General features: G+C 67.5%; 22 protein-coding genes, 1 tRNA gene, 1 pseudogene and 1 riboswitch. Of the genes and pseudogenes, 19 read left to right on the top strand and 5 right to left on the bottom strand.

The window, feature by feature from the left end; translation table 11 throughout:
• The 6 genes from M9917_RS10045 to M9917_RS10070 all read left to right on the top strand — a co-directional run bounded on the left by M9917_RS10045 (position 1) and on the right by M9917_RS10070 (position 7,664).
• Positions 1-1,506, top strand: a complete 1,506-nt coding sequence (locus M9917_RS10045; RefSeq protein ID WP_297253266.1) for a tripartite tricarboxylate transporter permease — start codon at positions 1-3, stop codon at positions 1,504-1,506.
• A 246-nt stretch (positions 1,507-1,752) separates the two neighbouring features.
• Positions 1,753-1,949: riboswitch (cobalamin riboswitch) on the top strand.
• An 89-nt stretch (positions 1,950-2,038) separates the two neighbouring features.
• Positions 2,039-4,033, top strand: coding sequence for a TonB-dependent receptor plug domain-containing protein (locus tag M9917_RS10050; protein ID WP_297253268.1), 1,995 nt, complete (start codon positions 2,039-2,041; stop codon positions 4,031-4,033).
• Complete coding sequence (locus tag M9917_RS10055; protein WP_297253269.1) at positions 4,030-4,881, top strand: ABC transporter substrate-binding protein; 852 nt, start codon at positions 4,030-4,032, stop codon at positions 4,879-4,881. Before M9917_RS10050 ends, M9917_RS10055 begins: the two co-directional genes overlap by 4 nt.
• The gene (locus M9917_RS10060) at positions 4,878-5,879 is read left to right on the top strand and encodes a FecCD family ABC transporter permease (protein WP_297253271.1); all 1,002 of its coding nucleotides are present in this window, start codon (positions 4,878-4,880) and stop codon (positions 5,877-5,879) included. The genes M9917_RS10055 and M9917_RS10060 overlap by 4 nt, the downstream gene beginning before the upstream one ends.
• Entirely contained in the window at positions 5,876-6,655 is a 780-nt protein-coding gene (locus tag M9917_RS10065; protein WP_297253273.1) for an ABC transporter ATP-binding protein, read from the top strand. Before M9917_RS10060 ends, M9917_RS10065 begins: the two co-directional genes overlap by 4 nt.
• Positions 6,645-7,664, top strand: a complete 1,020-nt coding sequence (locus M9917_RS10070; RefSeq protein ID WP_297253275.1) for a DUF6925 family protein — start codon at positions 6,645-6,647, stop codon at positions 7,662-7,664. Before M9917_RS10065 ends, M9917_RS10070 begins: the two co-directional genes overlap by 11 nt.
• 621 nt (positions 7,665-8,285) lie before the next feature.
• Here M9917_RS10070 and M9917_RS10075 read toward each other — a convergent pair.
• Complete coding sequence (locus tag M9917_RS10075) at positions 8,286-8,861, bottom strand: alpha/beta hydrolase (RefSeq protein ID WP_297253277.1); 576 nt, start codon at positions 8,859-8,861, stop codon at positions 8,286-8,288.
• 57 nt (positions 8,862-8,918) lie between these two features.
• On the opposite strand from M9917_RS10075, the pseudogene M9917_RS21760 reads away from it, so the two are divergent.
• The 10 genes and pseudogenes from M9917_RS21760 to M9917_RS10125 form a co-directional block, all read left to right on the top strand.
• A pseudogene (locus M9917_RS21760) lies at positions 8,919-9,200 on the top strand (Zn-ribbon domain-containing OB-fold protein); the annotation flags it as partial.
• 249 nt (positions 9,201-9,449) lie between these two features.
• Positions 9,450-10,658, top strand: a complete 1,209-nt coding sequence (pcaF, locus tag M9917_RS10085) for a 3-oxoadipyl-CoA thiolase (protein ID WP_297253281.1) — start codon at positions 9,450-9,452, stop codon at positions 10,656-10,658.
• Between the two features lie 497 nt (positions 10,659-11,155).
• Positions 11,156-12,367, top strand: a complete 1,212-nt coding sequence (locus M9917_RS10090) for an FAD-dependent oxidoreductase (RefSeq protein ID WP_465246373.1) — start codon at positions 11,156-11,158, stop codon at positions 12,365-12,367.
• Positions 12,364-12,732, top strand: a complete 369-nt coding sequence (locus M9917_RS10095; protein WP_297253285.1) for a YbaN family protein — start codon at positions 12,364-12,366, stop codon at positions 12,730-12,732. Before M9917_RS10090 ends, M9917_RS10095 begins: the two co-directional genes overlap by 4 nt.
• Before the next feature lie 320 nt (positions 12,733-13,052).
• Positions 13,053-14,405, top strand: coding sequence for a heme anaerobic degradation radical SAM methyltransferase ChuW/HutW (gene hutW, locus M9917_RS10100; protein ID WP_297253287.1), 1,353 nt, complete (start codon positions 13,053-13,055; stop codon positions 14,403-14,405).
• A 41-nt stretch (positions 14,406-14,446) separates the two neighbouring features.
• Positions 14,447-14,977 (top strand): heme utilization cystosolic carrier protein HutX, encoded by a 531-nt coding sequence (gene hutX / locus M9917_RS10105; RefSeq protein WP_297253288.1) that lies wholly within the window; start codon positions 14,447-14,449, stop codon positions 14,975-14,977.
• A 1-nt stretch (position 14,978) separates the two neighbouring features.
• The gene (locus tag M9917_RS10110; RefSeq protein ID WP_297253290.1) at positions 14,979-15,677 is read left to right on the top strand and encodes an SDR family oxidoreductase; all 699 of its coding nucleotides are present in this window, start codon (positions 14,979-14,981) and stop codon (positions 15,675-15,677) included.
• A gap of 71 nt (positions 15,678-15,748) precedes the next feature.
• Positions 15,749-16,123, top strand: a complete 375-nt coding sequence (locus tag M9917_RS10115; protein WP_297253292.1) for a hypothetical protein — start codon at positions 15,749-15,751, stop codon at positions 16,121-16,123.
• Positions 16,120-18,237 (top strand): TonB-dependent receptor plug domain-containing protein, encoded by a 2,118-nt coding sequence (locus M9917_RS10120; RefSeq protein WP_297253294.1) that lies wholly within the window; start codon positions 16,120-16,122, stop codon positions 18,235-18,237. Before M9917_RS10115 ends, M9917_RS10120 begins: the two co-directional genes overlap by 4 nt.
• Before the next feature lie 26 nt (positions 18,238-18,263).
• Positions 18,264-18,533 (top strand): FAD-dependent monooxygenase, encoded by a 270-nt coding sequence (locus M9917_RS10125; RefSeq protein ID WP_297253296.1) that lies wholly within the window; start codon positions 18,264-18,266, stop codon positions 18,531-18,533.
• A 328-nt stretch (positions 18,534-18,861) separates the two neighbouring features.
• Here M9917_RS10125 and M9917_RS10130 read toward each other — a convergent pair whose 3' ends face one another.
• Positions 18,862-19,461 carry an Arm DNA-binding domain-containing protein gene (locus M9917_RS10130; RefSeq protein WP_367273917.1) on the bottom strand — a complete coding sequence of 200 codons (600 nt, stop codon included), beginning with the start codon at positions 19,459-19,461 and terminating at the stop codon, positions 18,862-18,864.
• Between the two features lie 41 nt (positions 19,462-19,502).
• Positions 19,503-19,587, bottom strand: a tRNA-Leu gene (locus M9917_RS10135).
• 231 nt (positions 19,588-19,818) lie between these two features.
• Between M9917_RS10135 and M9917_RS10140 the strand changes: the two genes are divergently transcribed.
• Complete coding sequence (locus M9917_RS10140) at positions 19,819-20,823, top strand: complex I NDUFA9 subunit family protein (RefSeq protein WP_297253298.1); 1,005 nt, start codon at positions 19,819-19,821, stop codon at positions 20,821-20,823.
• 36 nt (positions 20,824-20,859) lie between these two features.
• On the opposite strand, the gene M9917_RS10145 is transcribed toward M9917_RS10140, so the two are convergent.
• Positions 20,860-21,855 carry a 2-hydroxyacid dehydrogenase gene (locus tag M9917_RS10145; RefSeq protein ID WP_297253300.1) on the bottom strand — a complete coding sequence of 332 codons (996 nt, stop codon included), beginning with the start codon at positions 21,853-21,855 and terminating at the stop codon, positions 20,860-20,862.
• A 211-nt stretch (positions 21,856-22,066) separates the two neighbouring features.
• On the opposite strand from M9917_RS10145, the gene M9917_RS10150 reads away from it, so the two are divergent.
• Complete coding sequence (locus M9917_RS10150) at positions 22,067-22,597, top strand: SH3 domain-containing protein (RefSeq protein ID WP_297253302.1); 531 nt, start codon at positions 22,067-22,069, stop codon at positions 22,595-22,597.
• Between the two features lie 66 nt (positions 22,598-22,663).
• Here the strand turns inward: M9917_RS10150 and irr are convergent, their stop codons facing one another.
• The gene (irr, locus tag M9917_RS10155; protein ID WP_297253304.1) at positions 22,664-23,128 is read right to left on the bottom strand and encodes a Fur family transcriptional regulator Irr; all 465 of its coding nucleotides are present in this window, start codon (positions 23,126-23,128) and stop codon (positions 22,664-22,666) included.
• Between the two features lie 277 nt (positions 23,129-23,405).
• Here irr and fabA point away from each other — a divergent pair, with 277 nt between their 5' ends.
• Positions 23,406-23,918 (top strand): 3-hydroxyacyl-[acyl-carrier-protein] dehydratase FabA, encoded by a 513-nt coding sequence (gene fabA, locus M9917_RS10160; RefSeq protein WP_297253306.1) that lies wholly within the window; start codon positions 23,406-23,408, stop codon positions 23,916-23,918.
• Positions 23,919-23,927: the final 9 nt, after the last annotated feature.

Raw genomic sequence — 23,927 nt, forward strand, 5'->3', positions numbered from 1 at the left:
ATGGAAATGTTCGATCATCTCGCGCTCGGACTCTCCGTCGCCGGCCAGCCGATCAACCTTGGCTATTGCTTCGCCGGCGTCCTGCTGGGAACGGCGATCGGTGTGCTGCCGGGGCTGGGGCCGCTCGCCACCATCGCTATGTTGCTGCCGCTGACCTTCGGCCTCGATCCGACCACATCGCTGATCATGCTGGCGGGGGTCTATTACGGCTCCCAGTATGGCGGCTCAACCACGGCAATTCTGATCAACCTGCCGGGGGAGGCGGCATCATCGGTCACCACCATCGATGGCTATCAGATGGCGCGGCGGGGCAAGGCGGGTTCAGCGCTCGCAGCCGCGGCGCTCGGCTCGTTCTTCGCCGGCAGCATGGCGACGCTGCTCATCGCCTTCGTCGCGATACCTCTAACCACGGTCGCCCTCAGTTTCGGAGCGGCGGAATATTTCGCGCTGCTGACCCTCGGGCTGGTGTCTTCCATCGCACTGGCGTCGGGGTCGGTGCTGAAGGCGATTGGCATGGTCACGCTCGGCCTGCTGCTCGGCTTGACCGGGAGCGATATCTACACCGGCGCCGAGCGTTTCACTTTTGGGATGCCCGAGATGTTCGACGGGCTGGACCTGGTCGCGATTGCCGTCGGCACGTTCGGCATCGTCGAGATGTTCCGCAACTTCGAGGCGACAGACGAGTCGCAGGGGACGATCAGCGAGGTCGGCAGCATCTGGCCTTCACTCAGCGATTTCAAAAGGATTATTCCGCCATCGATCCGGGGAACGGCGATCGGATCGGTCCTCGGCGTACTGCCGGGCGGCGGCGCCATGCTGTCGTCCTTCGTCGCCTATAATCTCGAAAAGCGAGTGTCGTCCAATGCTGCCGAATTCGGCAAAGGCGCAATCGAGGGGGTCGCGGCGCCCGAATCCGCCAACAACGCCGGTGCCCAGACCTCTTTTATTCCGATGCTGGCGCTGGGCGTGCCTTCCAACGCGGTGATGGCGCTGATGATAGGCGCAATGATCATGCAGGGGATCGAGTCCGGGCCGAACGTCATCAACAACAAACCCGACCTGTTCTGGGGCCTGATCATGTCAATGTGGATCGGCAATGCGATGCTGGTGATCCTCAACTTGCCATTGATCGGGGTTTGGGTCTCCTTGCTGCGGGTACCATACCATGTTCTATTCCCCGCCATCCTGGTGTTCTGCTGCATCGGCGTCTATAGCGTGAACAACGCTACCTTCGGCGTCTACCAGATAATCATTTCGGGGTTGCTCGGCTACGCGCTCTCGAAGCTCGACTGTGAGATTCCTCCGTTCATCCTCGGCTTTATCCTCGGCCCGATGCTGGAAGAACATTTCCGCCGCGCCCTCATCCTGGCCGACGGGGACTTGAGCGTGTTCATCACCCGCCCGATCAGCGCTGTCCTGCTGGTGCTCGCAGTCACGCTGTTGGTTTCCATGAGCCTGCCGATGATCGCCGAACGACGAAATCGGGTTTTCGTTGAGGAAAGCTGATCCCCTATGCGGGCAGACTTCGGTTGTGTCACAAATTCGTCCTAGCTGTTTTATCCTACGATCGTATATCCGCGGAGCCAGCCTGCTGCGGCGGACATGCAGGATGAGAATCCGACTGCATATGCGTCGCCGTGGGAACAGTTGCAGAGGATTGTCAATAAGCGCCGCGAGGATCGAGATGTTCGAGAGCGAGGCTGGTCCGGATTCCGGCTACCGTTGGTATCATTGACGCCGCGGCATTTCCGCTCTACCCGTCTTCGGGACGGTTCCCTCACGGGATCAAAAGGGAACGCGGTGCGGGGGGTGCCTCCTCATGCCGCGGCTGCCCCCGCAACTGTAAGCGGCGAGCCTTTCGCCAGACGCCACTGGGGCCTCGGACCTGGGAAGGCGGCGAAGGGCACCGACCCGCGAGCCAGGAGACCTGCCGTCAGCCGTGGTCACACGCGGACACGTTCGGACGGGGTGAGCCGATCGCTGATTCGACCGTTCGCCGCCTTTCGCGCGGCCGATGGGAGATCGCGTTCGCGGTGACGTGCCACTGACGTCAACGCCCGAGGTCTCCAGCGTGATCCCCTTCCAGCCCGCCGCGGGATGCGGCCGTCTCCTGTTTTCCGTTTCGCTTCTCGGCCTGGCCTGCGCCGCCGGCCCGGTCTTCGCGCAGAGTCAGCCGGCGCCGCCGGCCGGGCAGGGCGCCATCGCCCTCGACGAGATCGTCGTCAGCCCGACCGGCAGGCCGACCCCGGCGCGCGAGGTCGCAAGCTCCGTCACCGTCGTCACGGCGCAGGAGATCGCGCAGCAGCAGCGCCGCACCCTGCCGCAGGCGCTTGCCGCCGTGCCCGGCCTCAACATCGTCCAGACCGGCGGGCCGGGCGGCCAGACCTCGGTCTTCATGCGCGGCACCAATTCCAACCACGTCAAGGTGCTGATCGACGGCATCGAGGCCAACGACCCGGCGACGCCGAACCGTTCCTTCGATTTCGGCTCGATGACGACCGACGACATCGAGCGTATCGAGGTGCTGCGCGGCCCGCAGAGCGGCCTCTACGGCGCCAATGCGATCGGCGGCGTGATCTCGATCACGACGAAGCGCGGCGAGGGGCCGCCGAAGGTCACAGCCCGCGTCGAGGCGGGCTCGCACGGCACCTTCAACCAGGCGGCGGGCTTCAGCGGCGGTGACGACCGCTTCGACTACGCCTTCAACGTCAGCCATTTCCGTTCGGATTCGAACGATACCGTGCCGAAGCAGCTCACCCCTCCAGGCCAGCGCGTGCGGCCGGACGCCTTCGACAGCTATAGTTATTCCGGCCGGCTGGGCTTTGCCCTCACCGACACGCTCAGGCTCAACTGGACCGGCCGCTATACCGACGGCAAGTTCCTCAACACTTATGATGCCGGCTTCCCGAGCCGCCCGACGCCGTATCGCTCGAGCCAGAACTACGGGCAGTTCCTGACCCGTGGCGAGGTGGTCTGGGACCCGTTCGCCGGGCGCTTCGTCAACCGCTACGGCGTCTCCTTTTCCAACCAGGATCGCTTCAGCCGCACCCCCAACGCCTTCGGCCTTCTCGGCCTGCCGACGGACTATCGCGGCGAGCGCACCAAGGTCGACTGGCGCGGCGATTACGAGATCGCCAAGGGCCACAACCTGATCATGGGCCTGCAATACGAGCGCGAGCGACTGGAGACGACGAATCTCACCGCCTCCAACGGCAACAAGGCGGGCTTCCTCGAATACCAGGGCAATATCCAGGACCGCTTCTTCCTGGCCGCCAATATCCGCCACGACGACGACGACAGCTATGGCGGGCACACCACCTGGCGCATCGCGCCGGCCGTCATCGTTCCGGGCACGGAAACCAGGTTGAAGGCGAGCTACGGCACCGGCTTCAAGGCGCCGACGCTGAACGAGCTCTTCGTCGACTATCGCCCGGGCTTCAACTTCCACGGCAACCCGAACCTGAAGCCGGAGGAGAGCCGCGGCTGGGATGTCGGTTTCGAGCAGCCGCTCTTCGACCGCAAACTGCAATTCGGCGCGACCTGGTTTCAGAACCACATCGACAACCTGATCGTCACCAACGCGACCTTCGATTCCTACGCCAATGTCGGCAAGGCCGAGACGAAGGGTGCCGAGGCTTTCGCCGCGCTGGAGATCTCGCCGCAGTTCCGCATCCGCGCCGACTACACCTTCACGCTGGCCAAGGACGAGATCGCCCGGCAGGAACTGCTGCGCCGGCCGCGCCACAAGGCCAGCGCCACCGCGACCTGGACGCCGATGGAGAAGCTCACCCTCTCGGCGACAGTGCTCTATGTCGGCCCCTGGGTCGACGGCAACCGCGACTTCTCGGTGCCGCGCCTCAAGGCCAAGGGCGCGACGCTGGTCAACCTCGTCGCCGAATACAAGGCGACCGACAAGGTCACGGTCTTCGGTCGCGTCGACAACCTGTTCGACAAGCGCTGGGAGAATCCGGTCGGCTTCCTCGTGCCTGGATTCGGCGCTTTCGGCGGGATCAGGGTAGCCTTGGGCGGATGAGGCTTTTTCGCGCGCGACGCTCGACGATCGTTCTCGCCGCGGTGCTGGCCGGCACCGCGGCGGGAGCGCTCTCGGCCAAGCCGAAGCCCGAGCGCATCGTCTCGCTCAACCTGTGCACGGACGAACTCGTCCTGCGGCTGGCCGGCCGCGACCGCATCGCCTCCGTCACCTGGCTCTCGCGCGATCCGCGCAATGCCAACATGGCGCAGGCGGCCCGCGCGGTCGGGGTCAATCACGGCCTCGCCGAGGAGGTCCTGGCGGCGAAGCCGGACCTCGTCGTCGCCGGCGCCTATACCACCCGCACGACGGTCGCGCTGCTGAAACGCACCGGCATCCCGGTGCGCGAGTTCGGCGTGCCGCGCAGCTTCGCCGAGATGCGCGCCCAGATCGCGGAGATGGCGGCGCTCATCGGCGAGGAGGCGCGCGGCGCCGCGCTGATCGCCGAAATCGATGCGCGCCTCGCCGCGATCGCCGCGAGGCGACCGGCCCACCGTCTCCGCGCCATCGTCCTGCAGCCCAACGGCTTCGCCGTCGGGCGCGGCTCGCTGGTCGACGAGATCCTGAACGCCGCCGGCCTCGATAACATCGCCGCCAGCCTCGGCATCGAGAGCTATGGCCGGATCGCGCTGGAGACCGTGGCGCTCGGCGGGGCGCAGATGCTGATCCTCAACGACACGCCGGATGGGCCGCCCTCGCTCGCCACAGAGATCCTGCACCATCCGCTGATCCGCAAGCTCGGCGCGCGGCTGACGCTCGTCGCCCTGCCGTCGCGGCTGTGGACCTGCGCCGGGCCGAGCGTGCTAGACGCCGTCGATCTGCTCGCCAGGGCCGCCGGGGAAGCCCGATGAGAGGGACCCCGCCGCTCATGCTGCTGGTCGCGCTGCTCGCGCTGGCGACGCTCGCCGTCTTCGTGCTTTCGGTCGCCATCGGCTATGCACCGCTCGATCTCGGCGCGGCTCTCGGTGATCTTCTCGCCGGCCGGCCGACGCTTCCGGCACTGGTGCTGTGGGAGTTGCGCCTGCCGCGCGCCCTGCTCGGCGCGCTCGTCGGCTTCAGCCTCGGGCTCTCGGGCGCGGCGCTGCAGGGGCTCTTGCGCAACCCGCTGGCCGAGCCCGGCGTCATCGGCATCTCCAGCGCCGCCGCCTTCGGTGCGGTATTGACCTTCTATTCCGGGCTCTCGGCCGGTTTCGCGCTCGCCCTGCCGCTCGGCGGCATCGCGGGCTCGGTGCTCGCGACGCTCGTGCTCTTCATCCTGCTCGGCCGCGGGGCCGGCACCACCACGCTGATCCTCGCCGGCGTCGCGCTCAACAGCTTCGCCGGTGCCGCGACCGCGCTCGCGCTCAACCTCGCGCCCAACCCCTTCGCCGCTCTGGAGATCGTGTTCTGGCTGATGGGCTCGCTCGCCGACCGCAGCCCGACCCATGTCCTGCTCGCCTTGCCGCTGATGCTCGTCGGCTGGGGCCTGCTGCTCTCGACGGCCTCGGCCCTCGACGCGCTGACGCTCGGCGACGACACCGCCGCCAGCCTCGGTGTCGGCCTCGCCGGCTTGCGCGCCCGGCTGATCGGCGGCACGGCGCTGGCGGTCGGCAGCGCCGTCGCGGTTGCGGGCGCGATCGGCTTCGTCGGCCTCGTGGTGCCGCATCTGCTGCGGCCGCTGGTCGGCAACCGGCCCGGCCGGCTGCTGGCGGTCAGCGGCTTCGGCGGCGCCATCCTGGTGCTCGCCGCCGATACGGCGCTCAGGCTGGCGCCGATCCGGCCGGAGCTCAAGCTCGGCGTGGTGACGGCGCTGATCGGCGCGCCCTTCCTGTTCAGCCTGGTCGACCGCATGCGGCGGGAGGCGCGATGACCGTCGAGGCCCGCGCCATCACCGTCTCGCTCGGCGGCAAGCCGATCCTGCGCGACGTCGATCTCGATGTGAGGCCGGGCGAATGCCTCGGCCTCGTCGGCCCCAACGGTGCCGGCAAGACCACGCTGCTTCGCGTCCTCGCCGGCCTGAGCCCGCCGGCGGGCGGCACGGTGCGCTACGACGGCGAAACGGCCGCCGCGCTCGGCCGGCAGGCGCTCGCCCGGCGCGTCGCCTATCTGGCGCAGGGCGGCGAGGCGGCCTGGCCGCTCTCGGTCGAGGCCGTGGTCGGCCTGGGGCGCCTGCCGTACCGCCGCCCTTTCTCCGGGCTGTCGCCGGCCGATGACGCTGCGATCGCACGGGCCCTGCAAGCCTGCGACGCCGCCGATCTCGGCGACCGGACGCTGGGCACGCTCTCGGGCGGCGAGCAGCGGCGTGTGCTGCTGGCCCGGGCGCTGGCGGTCGAGGCCCTCTATCTTCTCGCCGACGAGCCGCTCGCCGGGCTCGACCCGCTGCACCAGCTCGAGGTGATGGAGCTTTTGCGCCGCACGGCACGGGGCGGAGCCGGCGTCGTCGTCGTGCTGCACGACCTGACGCTGGCCGCCCGCTTCTGCGACCGTCTGGCCCTGATCGATCGGGGGAGGCTCGTCGCCGCCGGACCGCCGGCCGAGGTCCTCGACGACCGGCGCCTCAAGGCGGTGTTCGGCATCGCGGTGCTGCGCGGCAGCCATGAAGGCGAGCCCTTTCTCCTGCCCTGGGGAGTAAGCCATGACCGATAGCGAAGCGATCCGTGCCGTCCTGCGCGCGCATCTCCTGGACGAAACCAGCCAATGGAATCTCGGCACCTTCGGCGCCATCGCCGAGTTCATGCGCGATCCCGGCGAGCCGGTCGCGATCGTCGACGAGCCTGGCCGTCTCGCGGCGACCACGGCGCGCGGCGGCATCGGCTTCGGCGGGCTCGACGGCGTGCGGCTTTTCGCTTCCGAGACGGCGATCGGCACGATCTGGAGCCACCGCGTCGCACTCTGCCTGCCGGAAGAAGCCTGTGCGATGAGCCGGCGCACGGTTCTGACCGACCTCGGTCCCGACAGCGAGGCGCTGCGCGCGGCGGATGCCGGCGCGATCCTGTTCGACATGGGGCTCGGCACGCTCCAGGCGGATATCTGCATCCGGACCGCAGATCCCGCCCTGATCGGGCTGCTGCGCGCCCAGGCCGGCCGTTCCCTGTTCGAGCCGGGCAACCAGGCCATGCCGGCGATCGTCGCGGCGGGGCCGCACCGCGTCTTCATCGCCCGGATCGGCCGCTGCGAGGTCTATCAGCCGATCCCGCCGGCCGACGGCAGGAGCCCGGAAGGCCCGCATACCCATGTGCTGCCGCAATTGCTGCGGGCGGGCCGCACCCATGCCGCGACCGAGCCGGTGCCCGCCGGTCATGTGCCCTGCGCGCATCTGGTGCCGGTCCACCCGCTCAGGGATGCGATGGGGCAGCCACGGCCGTTCGACCGCGATGCCTTCGACCGTTTCGCCGATCTGCTCGACCGCTTTGGAGATCCCGGACTGGTGGCGACGAAGCGCGCGGTACGGAACCTGCTGGCGAGCGATGCGGCGCCGGAGGCTTTCTCACCGCCGCCGAGCCGGTTCGGGCGCAACACCGTCAAGGTCGCCCTACGCCAGCAGAAGGAACGCGACGGACCGACTGGTCGCTTGCGGGACTGGCTCCGCTGCCACGATCCGCGCGATGGCCAGGGTCCGGGCGATGGTGGTGCAGACGATTACGGCCATGGCTGATACCGCCGGCTCATCGGCCAGGCTCCGGATCCTGATCCAGGCTAAAGGCGAGGCCACCAGGCATAGGGTCTCGTTGAAGCCCTGGAGGCAGGGCTGGCCATTCCCCCGCGCCCCGACAGGATGCGGATCGACCGCGGGGCGTCGGCGAGCCAGGGTCGCCAGATCACGAATGCGCGGACCTCTCTCATATCCTGCGCGACCCGGAGGGCCATGCCGGCCAAGAGGAGGCGTGACACCGGACCTGCTCTAGTCGCGGCCGAAGTCCCTTTGGCGGCCGGCGACGATGGCGCGCCGGCTTTCCTTCCTCCGCTTCTTCTCGGGAGGAAGGAAAGCCGGCGCTTGTTGCGCGGCACCCGTCGGCGGCAACCGACGCCACCGTCGAACAGCGGCGGACGGAGGCGGCGATATCTTCGGCACCGGTGATGTCCAGCGCAATATCCGACTGGCTGCAGGGGCATGCAACCCAATCGCTTGTCCGATGGCTGGTCACGCCCGCCGAGTTCGCCCTCAAATCCGCGCTGGAAAAGCCGGCCGCTTGAGGCCAGAAATCAAACTCGGGACCCTCCCTCAGACCGCGGGAGAAAAGGGTCGCAGGTCATGCGTCCTGCTCCACAAACGGGCCTACGGGTCTCGTCTGAGGAAGGTGGTGATGAAGTCTGCTTCCTGCGGGCGGACTTCGTGGCCGCCATCGTGCAATCGCAGGTCAACCTTGGCGCCCTGTTCTGCAAGATACCTTGCCAGGGACTCGGTCAGCGGCAGCGGCGAGATGGGGTCATGCCGGCCGGCGGTAATCAGCACATCGAGAGACTTCAGCGCAGCATTCGCCTCAGGCTCCCACGGGATCAGCGGATGCATCAGCACAACACGGTCGAACAGTTCAGGCGCCTCGAAGATCACCGAAGCGAGGATGTTGGCCCCATTCGAATAGCCAAGTCCGTAAACGGGAGCGCCGTCATGCGCCTTGCGATGCGCCCGGATGAAGTCGGTCATCTTTTCGGTGCGAAAGGCAAGGTCGACCATGTCGTAGACGCCTTCCGCCCGTCTGCGAAAGAAGCGGTTTGCGCCATACTCGGAAAGCGATGAACATCCCCTCGTCGCTGCAACGACGCCGGCAAAAGGAAGCCGAGCTGGCGGCGAGCCGTGCAGCGCTTCGGCGCCTGCCCCCGATGGCCCGGGCCGTTGCGCATTGAAGCCCATTCGAGGGTGCTCCATCCCCTCCCGTTTCAGCAAAACCCCTGCGCGCAGGAGCTCATCGTGACGACGAACGAACCAAGCCCTGCGAACGGCGACTCACGGGAATACTGGGCCGCGGCCCGGGAAGGACGCCTGCTTCTCCAGAAATGCCGCGCCTGCCGGTCGTTTCAGTTTCCGCCCCGGCATCATTGCGCGGCCTGCTGGGAAGCTGATCTCGATCAGGTGGAGGCCGGCGGGTTTGGCCGTATCGAGAGCTTCACGATCGTCAGGCGGGCGCCGACGGCGGCATACCGAGACAAGGTTCCCTATGTCGTCGCGGCGGTCCTGCTCGACGAGGGGGCGCGGATGATCACCAATATCCTCGGGGACGATGCCCTGGATGCGAAGATCGGCGACCGCGTGCCGCAATCAGTGTGCCAGCGCGGCCGAACAACGATATCGTGCTCCAGCGGCGATCGGTACGAGGAGGCTGGTTTGCGAAGCCTTGCAACCTTCCTGCCAGTGCTGGCATGGCGATTGCGGCGATGGGTGAGGCAAACCGAAGGCCTTCCGTGTACACGAAGACCTTCAAGTGGGATCTTGGGTGAGACGATGAGCGAGGCTTTCATCTGCGGCTATGTCCGCACTCCGATCGGACGCTTCGGCGGCTCGTTGTCCTCTGTGAGAGCGGACGATCTCGGCGCCGTGCCGCTGAAGGCCTTGGTCGAGCGGCATCCGCAGCTCGATTTCGGGGCTGTCGACGACGTGATCTTCGGCTGCGCCAACCAGGCGGGCGAGGACAACCGCAACGTCGCGCGCATGTCGCTGCTGCTCGCCGGCCTGCCCAAGGAGGTGCCGGGCACCACCATCAACCGGCTCTGCGGCTCGGGGATGGATGCCGTCATCGCGGCGGCGCGCGCGATCAGGGCGGGCGAGGCCGAGCTGATGATCGCCGGCGGCGTCGAGAGCATGTCGCGCGCGCCCTTCGTCATGCCCAAGGCCGAGAGCGCCTTCTCGCGCCAGGCGGAAATCCACGACACCACCATCGGCTGGCGCTTCGTCAATCCGCTGATGAAGGCGCAGTACGGCGTCGATTCGATGCCGGAGACGGGCGAGAACGTCGCCGCCGACTGCGCCATCAGCCGGGCCGACCAGGACGCCTTCGCGCTGCGCTCGCAGCTCAAGGCGGTCGCGGCCCAGCAGAGCGGCCGGCTCGCCAGGGAGATCGTCCCCGTCCTGATCCCGCAGCGCAAGGGCGATCCCATCCGCGTCGAGAGCGACGAGCACCCGCGCGGCGACACCACGCTGGAGAAGCTCGCCAAGCTCGGCACCCCGTTCCGCAAGGAAGGCGGCACCGTCACGGCCGGCAATGCGTCCGGCGTCAATGACGGCGCGGCGGCGCTGATCGTCGCCTCGGAGAAGGCGGCAGTGAAATACGGCCTGACCCCACTGGCACGTGTCGTCGGCGGCGCCACGGCCGGCATCGCGCCGCGCGTCATGGGCCTCGGGCCGATCCCGGCCACGCGCAAGCTCTGCGCGCGGCTTGGCCTGAAGCCCGGCGATTTCGACATTGTCGAACTCAACGAGGCTTTCGCCAGCCAGGGCATCGCGGTGCTGCGCGAGCTCGGCATCGCCGAGGACGGCGCCCATGTGAACCCGAACGGCGGCGCCATCGCGCTCGGCCATCCGCTCGGCATGTCGGGCGCCCGCATCGCCGGCACCGCAGCGCTGGAGCTTTCGCTGACCGGCAAGAGGCGCGCGCTCGCGACGATGTGCATCGGCGTCGGTCAGGGCATCGCCATCGCGCTTCAGTCAGCTTAACATGTAGTAGTTTTCGCGATTGTCGAAGAAGATTTATAATATGTTTTGTATATTTTTTCATATTTTCATAATTCAGCCTCAAAATCCTTCCCAAACCGGCGCTGCAGCTTGCCCATGAAATGCTCCTCTTTCCGTCAGAAGAGCTCTCCACTTTCCCGAAGCAAGTCCGCAAGAAGCGTGATCCGGTTCACGGGAGAGCGGTGTGGGGCCGTTCGCCCGCCTGTTGCCAAATGGTCGCTCCCGCTCGGATCCGTCTCCTATCCGTCACGAGCATAGAGAGCAGGGGGATATTGGAGTCCGGGCGCCAGTGATGTAACTTTATAACTTATCATTTGATGGAGGAGCTCGATGCGGGTCTTGCGGGGTTGGGTTGAGTATGGTGCTGTTTCGAAGCACCGGTGGAGTTCGGCCATGTGATTCAGAGCGACGAGGCCGATCGCGCCGGCGATCCCACCAGCGGCGGTGTCGGTGCCGCAGCGGACGAAACCCGCTGCGTCATCGTCGGAGCGGGTCCGGCCGGCCTGATGCTGGGCCTCCTGCTCGCCAGGGCCGGTGTCGCGGTCACGGTGCTCGAGAAGCACGCCGATTTCCTGCGCGATTTCCGCGGCGACACCATCCACCCCTCGACGCTGGAGGTCATGGCCGAGCTCGGCCTGCTCGACGATCTGCTGAAGCTGCCGCATACGCGGGCGCCTCGCCTGCATGCCGAGATCGGCGGCGCCGATGTCACGATTGCCGATTTCTCGCGCCTGCCGGTGAGGTGTCGCTTCATCGCCTTCATGCCGCAATGGGATTTCCTGGATTTCGTCGCGGCGGAAGCCGGGCGCCATCCGGGTTTTCGGCTCGTCATGCAGACTGAGGTGACCGAACTGATCGAGGAGGACGGCCGGGTCGTCGGGATTCGCGCCGCCGCGCCCGACGGTCCGCTGATGCTGCGCGCCGGCCTGGTGGTCGGCGCCGATGGGCGCAACTCGATCGTCCGGGAGAAGGCCGGGCTCATCGTCGAGCGCTTCGGCAGCCCGAGCGACGTGCTTTGGATGAAGTTCTCCCGGCAGCCGGACGACCCGCCCTATACGATGGGTCACGGCGGGCCGCGGCAGGGCTTCGTCATGGTCGATCGCGGCGACTATTGGCAATGCGGCTATGTGGTCCGCAAGGGCGGTTTCGCCGAGGTGAAGGAAGCGGGCCTCGACGCCTTCCGCGCCGCCGTCGCCGCCGTCTCGCCCCTGCCGCCCGAGCGCATGCGGGAGGTGCGCTCCTGGGACGACGTCCATCTCCTCAGCGTGCGCATTGACCGGCTCGCGCGCTGGTGGCGGCCCGGGCTGATCTGCATCGGCGATGCCGCTCACGCCATGTCCCCGATCGGCGGGGTCGGCGTGAACCTCGCGATCCAGGACGCGGTCGCGGCCGCGAACATCCTCGCCGCGCTGCTGCGGGACGGCATCGTCTCCGACCGGCACCTCGCCGCCGTCGAGGCGCGCCGCCGGTTCCCCACCAGGGCGACGCAGAAGCTCCAGTTGATGATGCGGCGCGACAGAAGAAAACGCGAGGGCGACGAGGCGAAGCGCGCCGGCCCGCCGGCCTTCATGCGCTATATCGCGCGCTGGCCGATCCTCTCCCGCCTCGCCGGCCGGCTGATCGGCCTCGGCTTCCGGCCCGAGCATGTCCGCCTTCCGCCGGCCGCGGCACGGGAGGCCAAGGCCCGATGAGGCGTGCGGGCTTCCTCGCGCTGGGCTGGTGCCTAGTGGCGCTCGGCTTCGTCGGGGCCTTTCTGCCGGTCCTGCCGACGACGCCCTTCCTCATCCTGGCCGCCGCCTGCTTCGCGCGCTCCTCGCCCCGGCTGGAGGAGTGGCTCCTGCGCAATCCGCGCTTCGGGCCGCTGCTGCGCGACTGGCGCGAGCGCGGCGCGATCCCGCGCAAGGCCAAGGCGCTGTCCTGCATCGGCATGGCTATCGGTTACGGATTGTTCTGGATCGGCAGCAGGCCCGGACCGTTCCCGGCTCTCGCCGTCGCGGCTCTCATGCTCTCCGGCGCAGCCTTCGTGCTGACGCGCGACACCGCCGGCCCCGCCTAGGGAAACACCTCCACCACCGATCGGAGCATGTCAGTCGGCTCTTTGCTACGGGCCGCCAATCGCCTTTCGCTCAAGACCGTTTCCTATGGCTGCCAGTGGTGGTATCGGCAGGGTAAATCTTATTAGAATAGACCTATTCATGGCTGCTATTTTCCAGCGCTTTGTATCGGGTATAATCTGATTAATACCTTATAGATTTAATTTATTACAATATAAATATTAGAAATAACTTTTTCTGTTTGTGCTATCGCAAACAACTCCATTGCATTGCTCGCTAACACTTCGCCGCCCTGGATCATCGGGCGGCGAAAGGGGGCTTCATGGTGGGTGTTGCCGATATCGGGCCGTATTTCGCCAGGATCGGCCCGAACCCCCTCCGTGATGCCTTCGAGGCGCGCCGGGCGGTGATGCCAGCGCGCGGCGGCGGCCCGGTGGAGCCGGATGAGGTCCAGGGGCGCTGGCGCTCTCTGCTGGCGCAGGCGAGCGAGCGCGGCAAGCGCCTCGCCTATATCCATGTCCCGTTCTGCGCCAATCATTGCCTGTTTTGCGGCTTCTACCGGAACGCCTATGTCGGCGCGCAGGCGTCGGGCTATGTCGATCTCGTGATTGAGGAGATCGGCCGCGAAGCCGGTGCCGCGGCCATTGCCGGGGTTCCCGTGCATGCCGTCTATCTCGGCGGCGGGACGCCGAGCGCCTTGAGCGCAGACGAGCTGTCGCGCCTGCTCAAGGCCGTGCGCGCGAGCCTTCCTCTCGCCCCGGATTGCGAGATCACGGTCGAGGGCCGCATCATCCATTTCGATCCCGAGAAGATCGACGCCTGCCTGGAGGCTGGCGCCAATCGCTTCTCGATCGGCGTGCAGAGCTTCGATACGCAGGTCAGGCGCCGGCAGGGCCGGCGTTCGACGCGCGAGGAAGCGATCCGTTTCCTCGCGGACCTGCGGGCGCGGGACCGGGCGGCGCTGGTGATCGACCTGATCTACGGGCTGCCGGGGCAGGACCCCGAGATCTGGCGGCAGGATCTCGACACGGCGGCGGCGCTCGAGCCGGACGGGATCGATCTCTACGGGCTGAACCTCATTCCCGGCACGCCGCTCGCTACCGCGATCTCCGCTGGAAAGTTCCCGTCCATTGCGGAACTGTCCGATCTCGGCGGGCTCTACGCCGAGGGCGCAGCCTTCCTCAGGCGCCGCAACTGGCGCCAGTTGAGCAACAATCACTGGGGCCGCACGACCCGCGAGCGCAATCTCTACAACCTGCTGATCAAGGAGGGCGCCGATTGCCTGGCCTACGGCTCGGGTGCCGGCGGCTCGCTCGGCGGGCATGGCTACATGCTGACGGGAGATCTCGAACGCCACGCCATGGCGGTGCGTGCCGGCGAGAAGCCGATCGCGATGATGACGGGACGGGACGGCAACGCGGCGCTGCGCCATGCGGTCACGGCGGCGTTCGAGGTCGGCCATCTCGAGCTGGAGCGGCTGGAGCGCATCGCGGGCCGCGATCTGGCGCCCCTGCTGCTCCCCCTGCTGCAACAGTGGCAGCAGGCCGGCCTGCTCGTTCTGGACGAGGGGACGGCCGACCTCACCGTCGCCGGGCGCTTCTGGTACGGCAACCTCGTCAGCGCTTTCCACGACCTTCTGAACGGCCCGCCGCGCCCTGCGAGGGCAGCGGCATGACGGCGCTCGTTATCCACCCCAGCGAAGGACAGGACGATATCATGCAGACTCTCGATCACGATGCGGCGGTTGACCGGGTCAGGCAGGCGCTTGCGCTGAAGCCGGACGGCATTCTGGAGACGCTCGCCGCCGAGCATGGCGTCCCGCTGCGAACGGTCGTCGAATGTCTGCCTGCCGACGGCAGGAAGCGCATCGACGGCGCCCATTTCGTGGCGGTCCTGGAGGATATCGCCGGTTGGGGCGACGTCACCTTCATCTGCCATTCCAAGGATGCCGTCGTCGAGTTCTCCGGCCCGGTGCCGCCGGGCAAGATCGGGCACGGCATGTACAATCTCCATGGCGCCAGCGGTCTCGGCGGCCATCTGCGCCATGAGAACTGCAAGGCGATCTTCTTCGTGCGCCGGCCCTTCATGGGGGTGGACACGCTCTCGGTGCAGTTCTTCAACGCCGAGGGCGAGGCGATCTTCAAGATCTATGTCGGGCGCGACGAGCAGCGCCGGCTGAAGCCGGAGCAGGTCGAGCGCTTCGCCGAGCTCGAACGCCGCTTTCCGGAAAGCCCGACGAGCCATTGAGATGGAGCCGCTGCTGATCTTCGGCGCCACGCGCGGCGTCGGCCTCGCGCTCGCGCGGCTGGAACGGGCGAGAGGCCGGCGCGTCTTCGCGATGACGCGCTCAGGCTCCGACCCCGCCGGGCTTTCGGCATTGGCTGAGCTCGGTGTCGAGGCGGTGCCGGGCGATGCGCTGGATCGCGGTGCGGTGGCGGCGGTCTTCGACCGCGTGCCGCCCGCCTGCACCGTCGTCTCGACGATAGGCGGGTTGGCGGCGGATAGCCGGCGCGCCGATGACGAGGGCAATATCAACCTGATCGACGAGGCCGGGAAGGCAGGCGTGGCCCGCCGCTTCGTGCTCGTAACCTCGATCGGCTGCGGCGAGATGGCGCCCTACCGCTCGCCCCAGGCGATCGCGGCTTTCGGCGCGGCGGTCGATGCCAAAACCAGGGCGGAGGAGCGCCTGCGGGCGAGCTCGCTTGCCTGGACGATCCTGCGCCCGGGTGGGCTGCTGTCGGAGCCCGCCACGGGGCGCGGCATGCTCTCGGAGGATGCCGAACTGCACGGCTTCATCCATCGCGCCGACATGGCCGAGCTGGTTTCGCTGGTTCTGCAGGACGACGCCACGATCGGTCGGGCCTTCGCCGCCGTCGATGCCGGGCGCGCCCGCAGCATCCATCCGCTCGTCGCCTTTCCGCTGATCCAGGCGGGCCCGCCGGCCTGAAGAAAAACCCGCGCCGGCAGCGCCGGCCGAAACCCGGTTCGTCGCAGGGAGATATGCCTTTGAACACCCATGTGCTGATGATCGTGATGACGACGCTGGCGGGAGGCGATCTGTCCGCCGCCTTCGTCGGCACCGAGACCCTCCCCGAGTGCCGCGAACGGCTCGAGCGCGTGCGCCTGATCATCAACGACGGAGCCGCCAAGGGCGGCCCCCGCATCGCCGGCTCCGGCTGCTTCACTTCGGCAGAGCGTTTCAGCGATTTCAGCCACGGCCAGTCGAATGACGAGCCGATTCAGCACTACCGCATCGTCCTCTCCGGCGAGAACGCCGCCGTGATCCGGCACGACGGTGCCGAGGCCTGCCGGCGCGCGATCGCCGCCGCGCCCGCCGCCGGCGAGCAGCACTGCGCCCAATCCCGCCAGACCCTGAGGGAGAACGCCCGATGACGACCCGCAAGCTCGCCGCCCTCGTCCTGCTCGCGAGCGTCTCGCCCGTGGCGCTGGCGTCTCACGCCCTGGCGGAGGAGGTCACTTTCCTCGACACGATCACGGTGATGGGGACGCGCACCGCCGTGCCGGTGCGCGAGAATCCCCGCTCGGTCTCGGTGATCGAGCGCAGCGAGATCGAGCGGCAGGCTCCGCAGACCATCGCCCAGATCCTGCGCGACGTGCCGGGCGTCCAGGTCGCGGACGAGTCGGTCGCCGGCATGCAGCGGATCCGGATCCGCGGCGAATCCTCGCGGCGCGTCACCATCCTGGTCGACGGCCAGGAAATCACCGACCACAGCACCTATGGCACGCCCCTGCTGGTCGACCCTTCCGTGATCGAGCGCATCGAGGTGGTGCGCGGCCCGTCCTCGGTCCTGTTCGGCGCCAAGGCGATCGGCGGCGTGATCAACATCGTGACGCGTGGCGGCGCCGACAAGCCGATCCAGTTCGAGACCGGCGGGAGCCTGTATTCGGCGAGCCGGGGCTGGCAGGGTTTTGCCGCCGTCTCCGGCACGCTCGGCCAATTCGACTACCGCTTCTCGGTCGGCGGCGACAGGCATGGTGACCGCGACGTGCCGAAGAGCCGCTGGGCGCCGAGCGGCAAGCTCGACGACACCTCCTTCCACAACGACAATCTCTACGCCCATCTCGGCTACAGGTTCGGAGCCGAGAACAACCACTACCTTGCCCTCAAGGCGGAGCGGCACCGGCTGACCAGCCAGGGCTGGCCGGGCACGCCGGTGGCGGGGCAGGATTTCCGGATCGACCTGCCCAAGCGCGACCGGACCAAGGTCGGCCTCTACTACGACGTCGACCGGGTCACCCCGATCATCGCCAAGATCCATGCCGACGCCTTCTACCAGACCGTCGAGCGCGTCTTCGAGAACCGCGTCACGGTGCGGACGACGCCGACCCGCTCCGTCGCAGTGAATTCGACCTCGGAGGATCGCATCGCCAATTACGGCGGCAACTTCCAGATCGATCTCAACGCCTTCGACAAGCACTATACGATCCTCGGCCTGCAATATCTCGGCGACACGCTGGATACGAAGAAGGGCAGCACCACGGTGATGACCGGCTTCGGCCCGCGCCCGGTGACCACGATCAGCACGAGCCGCGACAAGGCGTCGATCGATACCCTGTCCGTCTATGCCCAGGACGAGTGGACGCTGCCCCATGATTTCAAGCTCACGGCCGGAGCCCGCCTCTACAATACGCGCACGTCACTGAACGAGACGACGACGGCCGCCCGCGCCAACCTGCCCGCCAAGGACGACACCGCGGTGGTCAAGTCGGTGGGGCTCACATGGTCGGGGCTGCCGAACACGGTGCTGCGCACCAGCTATTCGGAAGGCTATATCACGCCGACGCTGCTGCAGCTTTTCGGCTCGACCACCGCCGGCGGGCAGGGGGTCACCTACGGCAACCCGTCGCTCAAGCCCGAAACCTCGCGCAATGTCGAATTCGGCGTCCGCTACGATCACCAGGGCCTCGTGCTCGACGCAGCCGCCTTCCTGACCAGGGCGCAGGACTATATCGGCACGACCCGCTGCCTCGCGGTCGGCGCCGCCTGCCTCACGGCCGCGACGGCGGCGAGCTCGGCGAGCTATTACGTCAATGCCGACAAGGCCACGACCTACGGTCTGGAGTTGCTGGCTGAATACAGGATCGGCGAGAGCGGCTTCACGCCCTACGCCTCGGGCACGCTGATGCGGCGCAAGCTCGATTTCGGCACATACACGACCTATAATTCCGACACGCCGGTGGCGAGCGGCCGTTTCGGCCTGCGCTATGAGGGGCGGTGGGATACGCTGCCCTATTGGGCCGACCTGTTCGTGCGGGCGGGAAGCGGCAGCAAGCAGACCTATGAGGGCACGGGCGGGCTGGTCACGGACAAATCCCCGAGCTGGGCGACGCTCAACCTGGCCGCAGGCGCCAGTTTCGGGCCGGAAGGGCGCTATTCGCTGGCGGTCGCGGTCAACAATATCTTCGACAGGGCCTACCGGCCGACATTGGGCGAACTGCCGGCGGTCGGGCGTAGCGTGGAGGTCACGGCCAGGATGAAATTCTAATTCGCGTCGGCGACCGAGGACAGACGATGCACGTTTCCCCCGAAGCCGGCGGCCATGTGATCCAGACAGACAAGCAGGATCACGATGTCGATTTCACCGGTCGCGATATCGACGTCGCAGCGGATGAAGCAGGCTGCGCCATCGTCGGAGCCGGCCCGGCCGGCCTGATGCTGGGCCTCCTGCTCGCCAGGGCCGGCATCGCGGTCACGGTGCTCGAGATCACAACCTCGACCGGCTCCCTGCTGCTGTTGCACGCCGAGACGGTCACCAAAGGGTGGGTCGAGGGTGATCCTTGAAACCCTCAAGGGACAGCTGCCGGAAGCCCAAAATTACAGATCCTGAGCCTAGTTTGGGTTGTGCTCGCCGGAAGTCAGCACTTTGCTGGAGCAAAGGTCGAAACGGTGCCACTGTGCTGCGCACGTTGCCCCTATGGCCGAAACCCTGCCGTATCGTTTCTGCACCTCCTCAATGCTTGAGCGGCGCTTGGCTATCTCCCCTTCGAGTGCCGCCTGCCTGTTCGCCATTTCCTGAGTGAGACTTTCTAGCGTTGCCTCCGCTGCGGGACGTTCGCGAAGTTGACGGGCGATTGACGCCAGTTTCGAGGCGCGGTCGGCCATGAGTTCCCTACGAGCAGCCTGCGGGAGCTCCGACAGGGCGTTGAGGGCATATCCCAGGCCCGCGTTTGGATCCTCTGCGGAAATCGCCAGGGTGACCAGCCAAGAACCAGTCGAATTTGTCGAGCGTCGCTTGAGCCTTGCCGCTCTGCTTCTTCCTCGCGGCCACTTCTGCGGCGATGGCCTCAAAGGTGTTTTCCCTGTTGGCCTTCCCCGTCAGCTTCTCCAGCCGCTTTTCGGCGCCGGGGTCTTTGCCATCGCGGAGCAGAGCCTTGGCTTCCTCCCGCTTCGCCCGAGCCGCCCGAAGATCGATCGCCGGATATGTGCCGATGGATAGCTTCTTCTGCTTGCCGTCGAATCGATAGGCCAAGCGCCAGAGCTTCCCGCCTTTCGGCTCGATCCAGAGCTGGAGGCCGCCGCCGTCCGGTAGCTTCACGGTTCGGTCGGCAGGCTTGGCATTCCTTATCGCAACTCGGTCAGGGGCATGGTGTTGGCCTGAATTTCGGGCCTGTTGGCCTATGCCGCCGAGGAGGCCAACGAATTCGCCGGATGTCAACGAAGACCGACAAAGGCCAGCAAAGAGAAAGGCCCCTGAAACGCTCGGTTTCAAGGGCCTTTTCGGTCATCGGCGAAGGCCGACGAAGGTAAATTTGGTGCCCAGGAGAGGACTCGAACCTCCACGGCTTTCACCACTGGTACCTGAAACCAGCGCGTCTACCAATTCCGCCACCTGGGCAACGGCGGTTCGTTTACGGGGGGCGCCGCGTCCTGTCAACGGGCCTGTCGCGGCGAAATGCATTTGTTTCCGGACCGGCCGGGAAAACCGCGATGCCGGGTCGCGGCGCCCCATCCGGACAGGACGTGATGCCGCAGGGCCCGTCGGTGCGAGGCACCGGCCGCAAAAGGCATTCCACTTTGGCGGAACATGATCTAGGAGGGCTCAAGCAGTCCAAACGGAGCTTTCGCGATGGCTTCTCCCGCCCCGGCCCAGCAACTCGTCACGGTCTTCGGCGGCTCCGGTTTCGTCGGCCGCCATGTCGTGCGCGCCCTGGTGAAGCGCGGCTACCGGGTGCGCGTGGCGGTGCGCCGGCCCGATCTCGCCGGTTTCCTCCAGCCGCTCGGCGTCGTCGGCCAGATCCACGCCGTCCAGGCCAATCTGCGCTATCCCGCCTCGGTCACTGCGGCCGTGAGGGGCGCCGATGCGGTCGTCAACCTCGTCGGCATCATGCAGGAGCAGGGCCGCCAGGGCTTTTCGGCCGTGCAGGCCAACGGCGCGCGCGCCGTCGCCCAGGCCTGCGCCGCCGCCGGGATCGCCCGGCTCACCCATGTCTCGGCGCTGGGGGCGGATGCCGAATCGGCTTCGATCTATGCCCGCAGCAAGGCCGAGGGCGAGGCGGCCGTCTTCGCCGCCGTGCCCGGCGCGGTCGTGCTGCGGCCCTCGGTGATGTTCGGGCCGGAAGACAGCTTCTTCAACCGCTTCGCCTCGCTTGCCCGCATGCTGCCCGTGCTGCCGCTGATCGGCGATGGCGCGACGCAATTCCAGCCGGCCTTCGTCGGCGACGTGGCCGAGATCGTCGCCCGCGCCGTCGACGGCACCGTGCCGGGCGGCCGCGTCTACGAGCTCGGCGGGCCGGAGGTGCTCAGCCTGCGCCAGATCGTCGAGGAGATCTGCCGCATAACCGGCCGCAAGCGCCTCATCGCGCCGCTGCCTTTCCCGCTGGCGCGGATCATGGGCAGCGTCCTGCAGGTCGCCGATGCGCTGACGCTCGGCCTGATTCCGGACGAGCTGGTGATGACGCGCGATCAGGTGACGCTGCTCGAAAGCGACAATGTCGTCTCGCCTGCGGCGGTTGCCGAGGGGCGCGATTTCGCCGGACTCGGGCTGGCGCCGACCTCCTCCGAGGCGATCGTTCCGGCCTATCTCTGGCGCTTCCGCAGGACAGGCCAGTTCGACACGCTCCGGGACGCGTAAGCGGCCCCGAGGCTCGCGGAGCCGCCGGGCGGCTTCTCAGAGCATGCTCGGCAGCACGCGGTCCGGCGGCTTGTGGCCGTCCATGAAGGTCTTGATGTTGACGATGACCTTCTCGCCCATGTCGGCGCGGCCCTCGTGCGTCGCCGAGCCCAGATGCGGCAGCACCACGACCTTGTGCTGGCGGGCGAGCTTGAGCAGGCGCGGATTGACCGCCGGCTCGCTCTCGAACACGTCGAGGCCTGCGCCGGCGAGCTCGCCGGCCTCCAGCATGCGGGCGAGCGCGGTCTCGTCGACGATCTCGCCGCGGGCGGTGTTCACCAGGATGGCGTCCGGCTTCATCAGCTTGAGCCGGCGCGCCGAGAGCAGGTGATAGGTCGCCGGCGTATGCGGGCAGTTGATCGAGACGATGTCCATCCGCGCCAGCATCTGGTCGAGCGAATCCCAATAGGTCGCGTCGAGCTTCTCCTCGATCTGCGGATCGACCCGGCGGCGGTTGTGGTAGTGGATCGAGAGGCCGAATGCGGCGGCCCGCTTCGCCAGCGCCTGGCCGATCCGGCCCATGCCGACGATGCCCAGCCGCTTGCCGGTGATGCGCCGGCCGAGCATCCAGGTCGGCGACCAGCCGGTCCATTCGTCGTCGGGGATGACGCGCGCGCCCTCGGCGATCCGGCGCGCCACCGCGAGGATGAGCGCGATCGTCATGTCGGCGGTGTCGTCGGTCAGGACGCCCGGCGTATTGGTGACGGTGATGCCGCGCTGCACGGCGCTGGCCACGTCGATCTTGTCGACGCCGTTGCCGAAATTCGCGATCAGCCTGAGCTGCTCGCCGGCCTGCGCGATGACGGCGGCGTCGATCTTGTCGGTGATGGTCGGCACGAGCACGTCGGCGGTCTTCACCGCCTCGACCAGCGCGGCCTGCGACATCGGCTTGTCGTCGATGTTGAGCCGGGCGTCGAACAGTTCGCGCATCCGGGTTTCCACCACGGCAGGCAGCTTGCGCGTCACCACCACCAGCGGCTTCTTCTTGGACATGGCGGTCACCCTTCCGTCATCGGCCGCATGTCCTCAACCCGCCATTAACCCTGGTGGCCCAGGAATGGGAGTTGCTGCGCGGCGGCATCTTCGTTGTCTAGAGCACGCGCCGGCCGGATTGCAATGCGTCTGGTCGGGCCGCGCGTTCTGCGGAAGGCGGATGACGGCCGGCTCCGGCCGGGGCGCGGGCCATGCGAAGGAGAATAGCGGCATGAAGGTCAAGTCGATGCGCTGCTGCGCCCTGGCGGCGCTCGCCCTCGTCGGCCTGCCCGCGGTCGCCTCGGCCCAGGACATGCAGGCCGGATCGGTGACGAAGCTGCCGGTGCCGCGTTATGTCAGCCTGAAGACGGACCGCGTCAACCTGCGCGAGGGCCCCTCGAAGGAGCATCGCACGCGCTGGGTCTATCAGCGGGCCGGCCTGCCGGTCGAGATCACGGCGGAATTCGAGACCTGGCGGCGCGTGCGCGATGCCGACGGCACCGAAGGCTGGGTGCTGCACAGCCTGCTCTCCGGCCGGCGCACCGCGCTCGTCGCCCCCTGGTCGAAGAAGAAGGACGAGGCTTTCCCGATGCTGAGCGCCGCGGCGGAAGAGGCGCGCGTCGTCGCCAGGCTTCAGCCCGGCGTCGTCGCCAACGTCGCCTCCTGCGCCGATGCCTGGTGCCGCATCAGCGTCGGCAATCTCAGCGGCTATATCCGCCAGGAGCGCCTCTGGGGCGTCTATCCGAACGAGAAGGTGGACTGAGCGCCCGTGGTCGTCGTTCCGGCGCGCGCCGCAGGCGCGAACCCGGAATGACGAGAGGTGTCCGTATCAGCCCTCGATCCTGCGCAGCCTGACCACGACCTCGACCCGGGCGATCTCGTAGCCCTCGGGCGGCACCGGCAGGCTGGCGACGCCGATCGCCTCGGCCGGGATGTCGATCACGCGGTTCTCGCCGTCGACGACGAAATGGTGATGGTCGTGGTCGGCGGTGTCGAAATAGGCCTTGGCGCCGTCCAGCGTCAGCTCGCGCAAAAGCCCCGCTTCGGTGAACTGGCGCAGCGTGTTGTAGATCGTCGCCAGCGAGACCGGGATGCGCTCCTTCATCGCCTCCTCGAACAGCATCTCGGCGCTGACATGGCGCTGGCCCTTGGCGAAAAGCACCCAGCCGAGGGAGACGCGCTGCCGGGTCGGCCGCAAGCCGACGCGCCGGAGCTTCTGGCGGATGTCGTGGAAGGGACAGCCCTGCCGCGTCGTCGCGCCGTAGCCCTGGTTCTGGATGATCGGCTCGCTCATGCCCGCTTTCGTGCCCCATGCGAACAGGATGTCCGGAGGGCTTCCGTCTCCTGGAATAATTCCAAGCTGAAATGTAGGGCCTGGTGTGGCGCGCCGCAAGCATGGCGCAGGCGCGCGCCGCGCCTTGTTTGATCGGGCGCATCCTGCCTGTGGTTTTCGTGGCCGCGATGCGGGTCGGTGTGTCCGGTGCTCTTTCGTTTCGGGCTTGCGCCGTGTTACGCACGGCACGAGGAGACATCGGCCGCCCCCGGCCGGTGCCAGGGAGCGCGTCACGGGTATGCAGCGTCAGTCGTCTTTCAGCTACGAGGAGATCCTCGCCTGCGGTCGCGGGGAACTGTTCGGGCCGGGCAATGCGCAGCTGCCGCTGCCGCCGATGCTGATGTTCGACCGGATCACCGAGATCGCCGAGGCGGGCGGCGAGCACGGCAAGGGCCTCGTGCGGGCCGAATTCGACATCAAGCCCGATCTCTGGTTCTTCGACTGCCATTTCAAGGGCGATCCGGTGATGCCGGGGTGCCTCGGTCTCGACGCGCTCTGGCAGCTCACCGGCTTCTTCCTCGGCTGGCTCGGCCTGCCGGGCCGCGGCCGGGCGCTCGGCGTCGGCGAGGTCAAATTCGCCGACCAGGTGCTGCCGAGCGTGAAGAAGGTCGTTTACGGCGTCGATTTCAAGCGTGTCTTCAAGTCGAAGCTCGTGCTCGGCATCGCCGATGGCTGGCTGGAGGCCGACGGCAAGCGGATCTACACGGTCGCCGACATGCGCGTCGGCCTGTTCAAGCCGGAAGCCGCCTGAAGGAAAAGC

Origin of the sequence: Bosea sp. (in: a-proteobacteria) (assembly GCF_023953965.1) — a bacterium.
Taxonomy (GTDB): domain Bacteria; phylum Pseudomonadota; class Alphaproteobacteria; order Rhizobiales; family Beijerinckiaceae; genus Allobosea.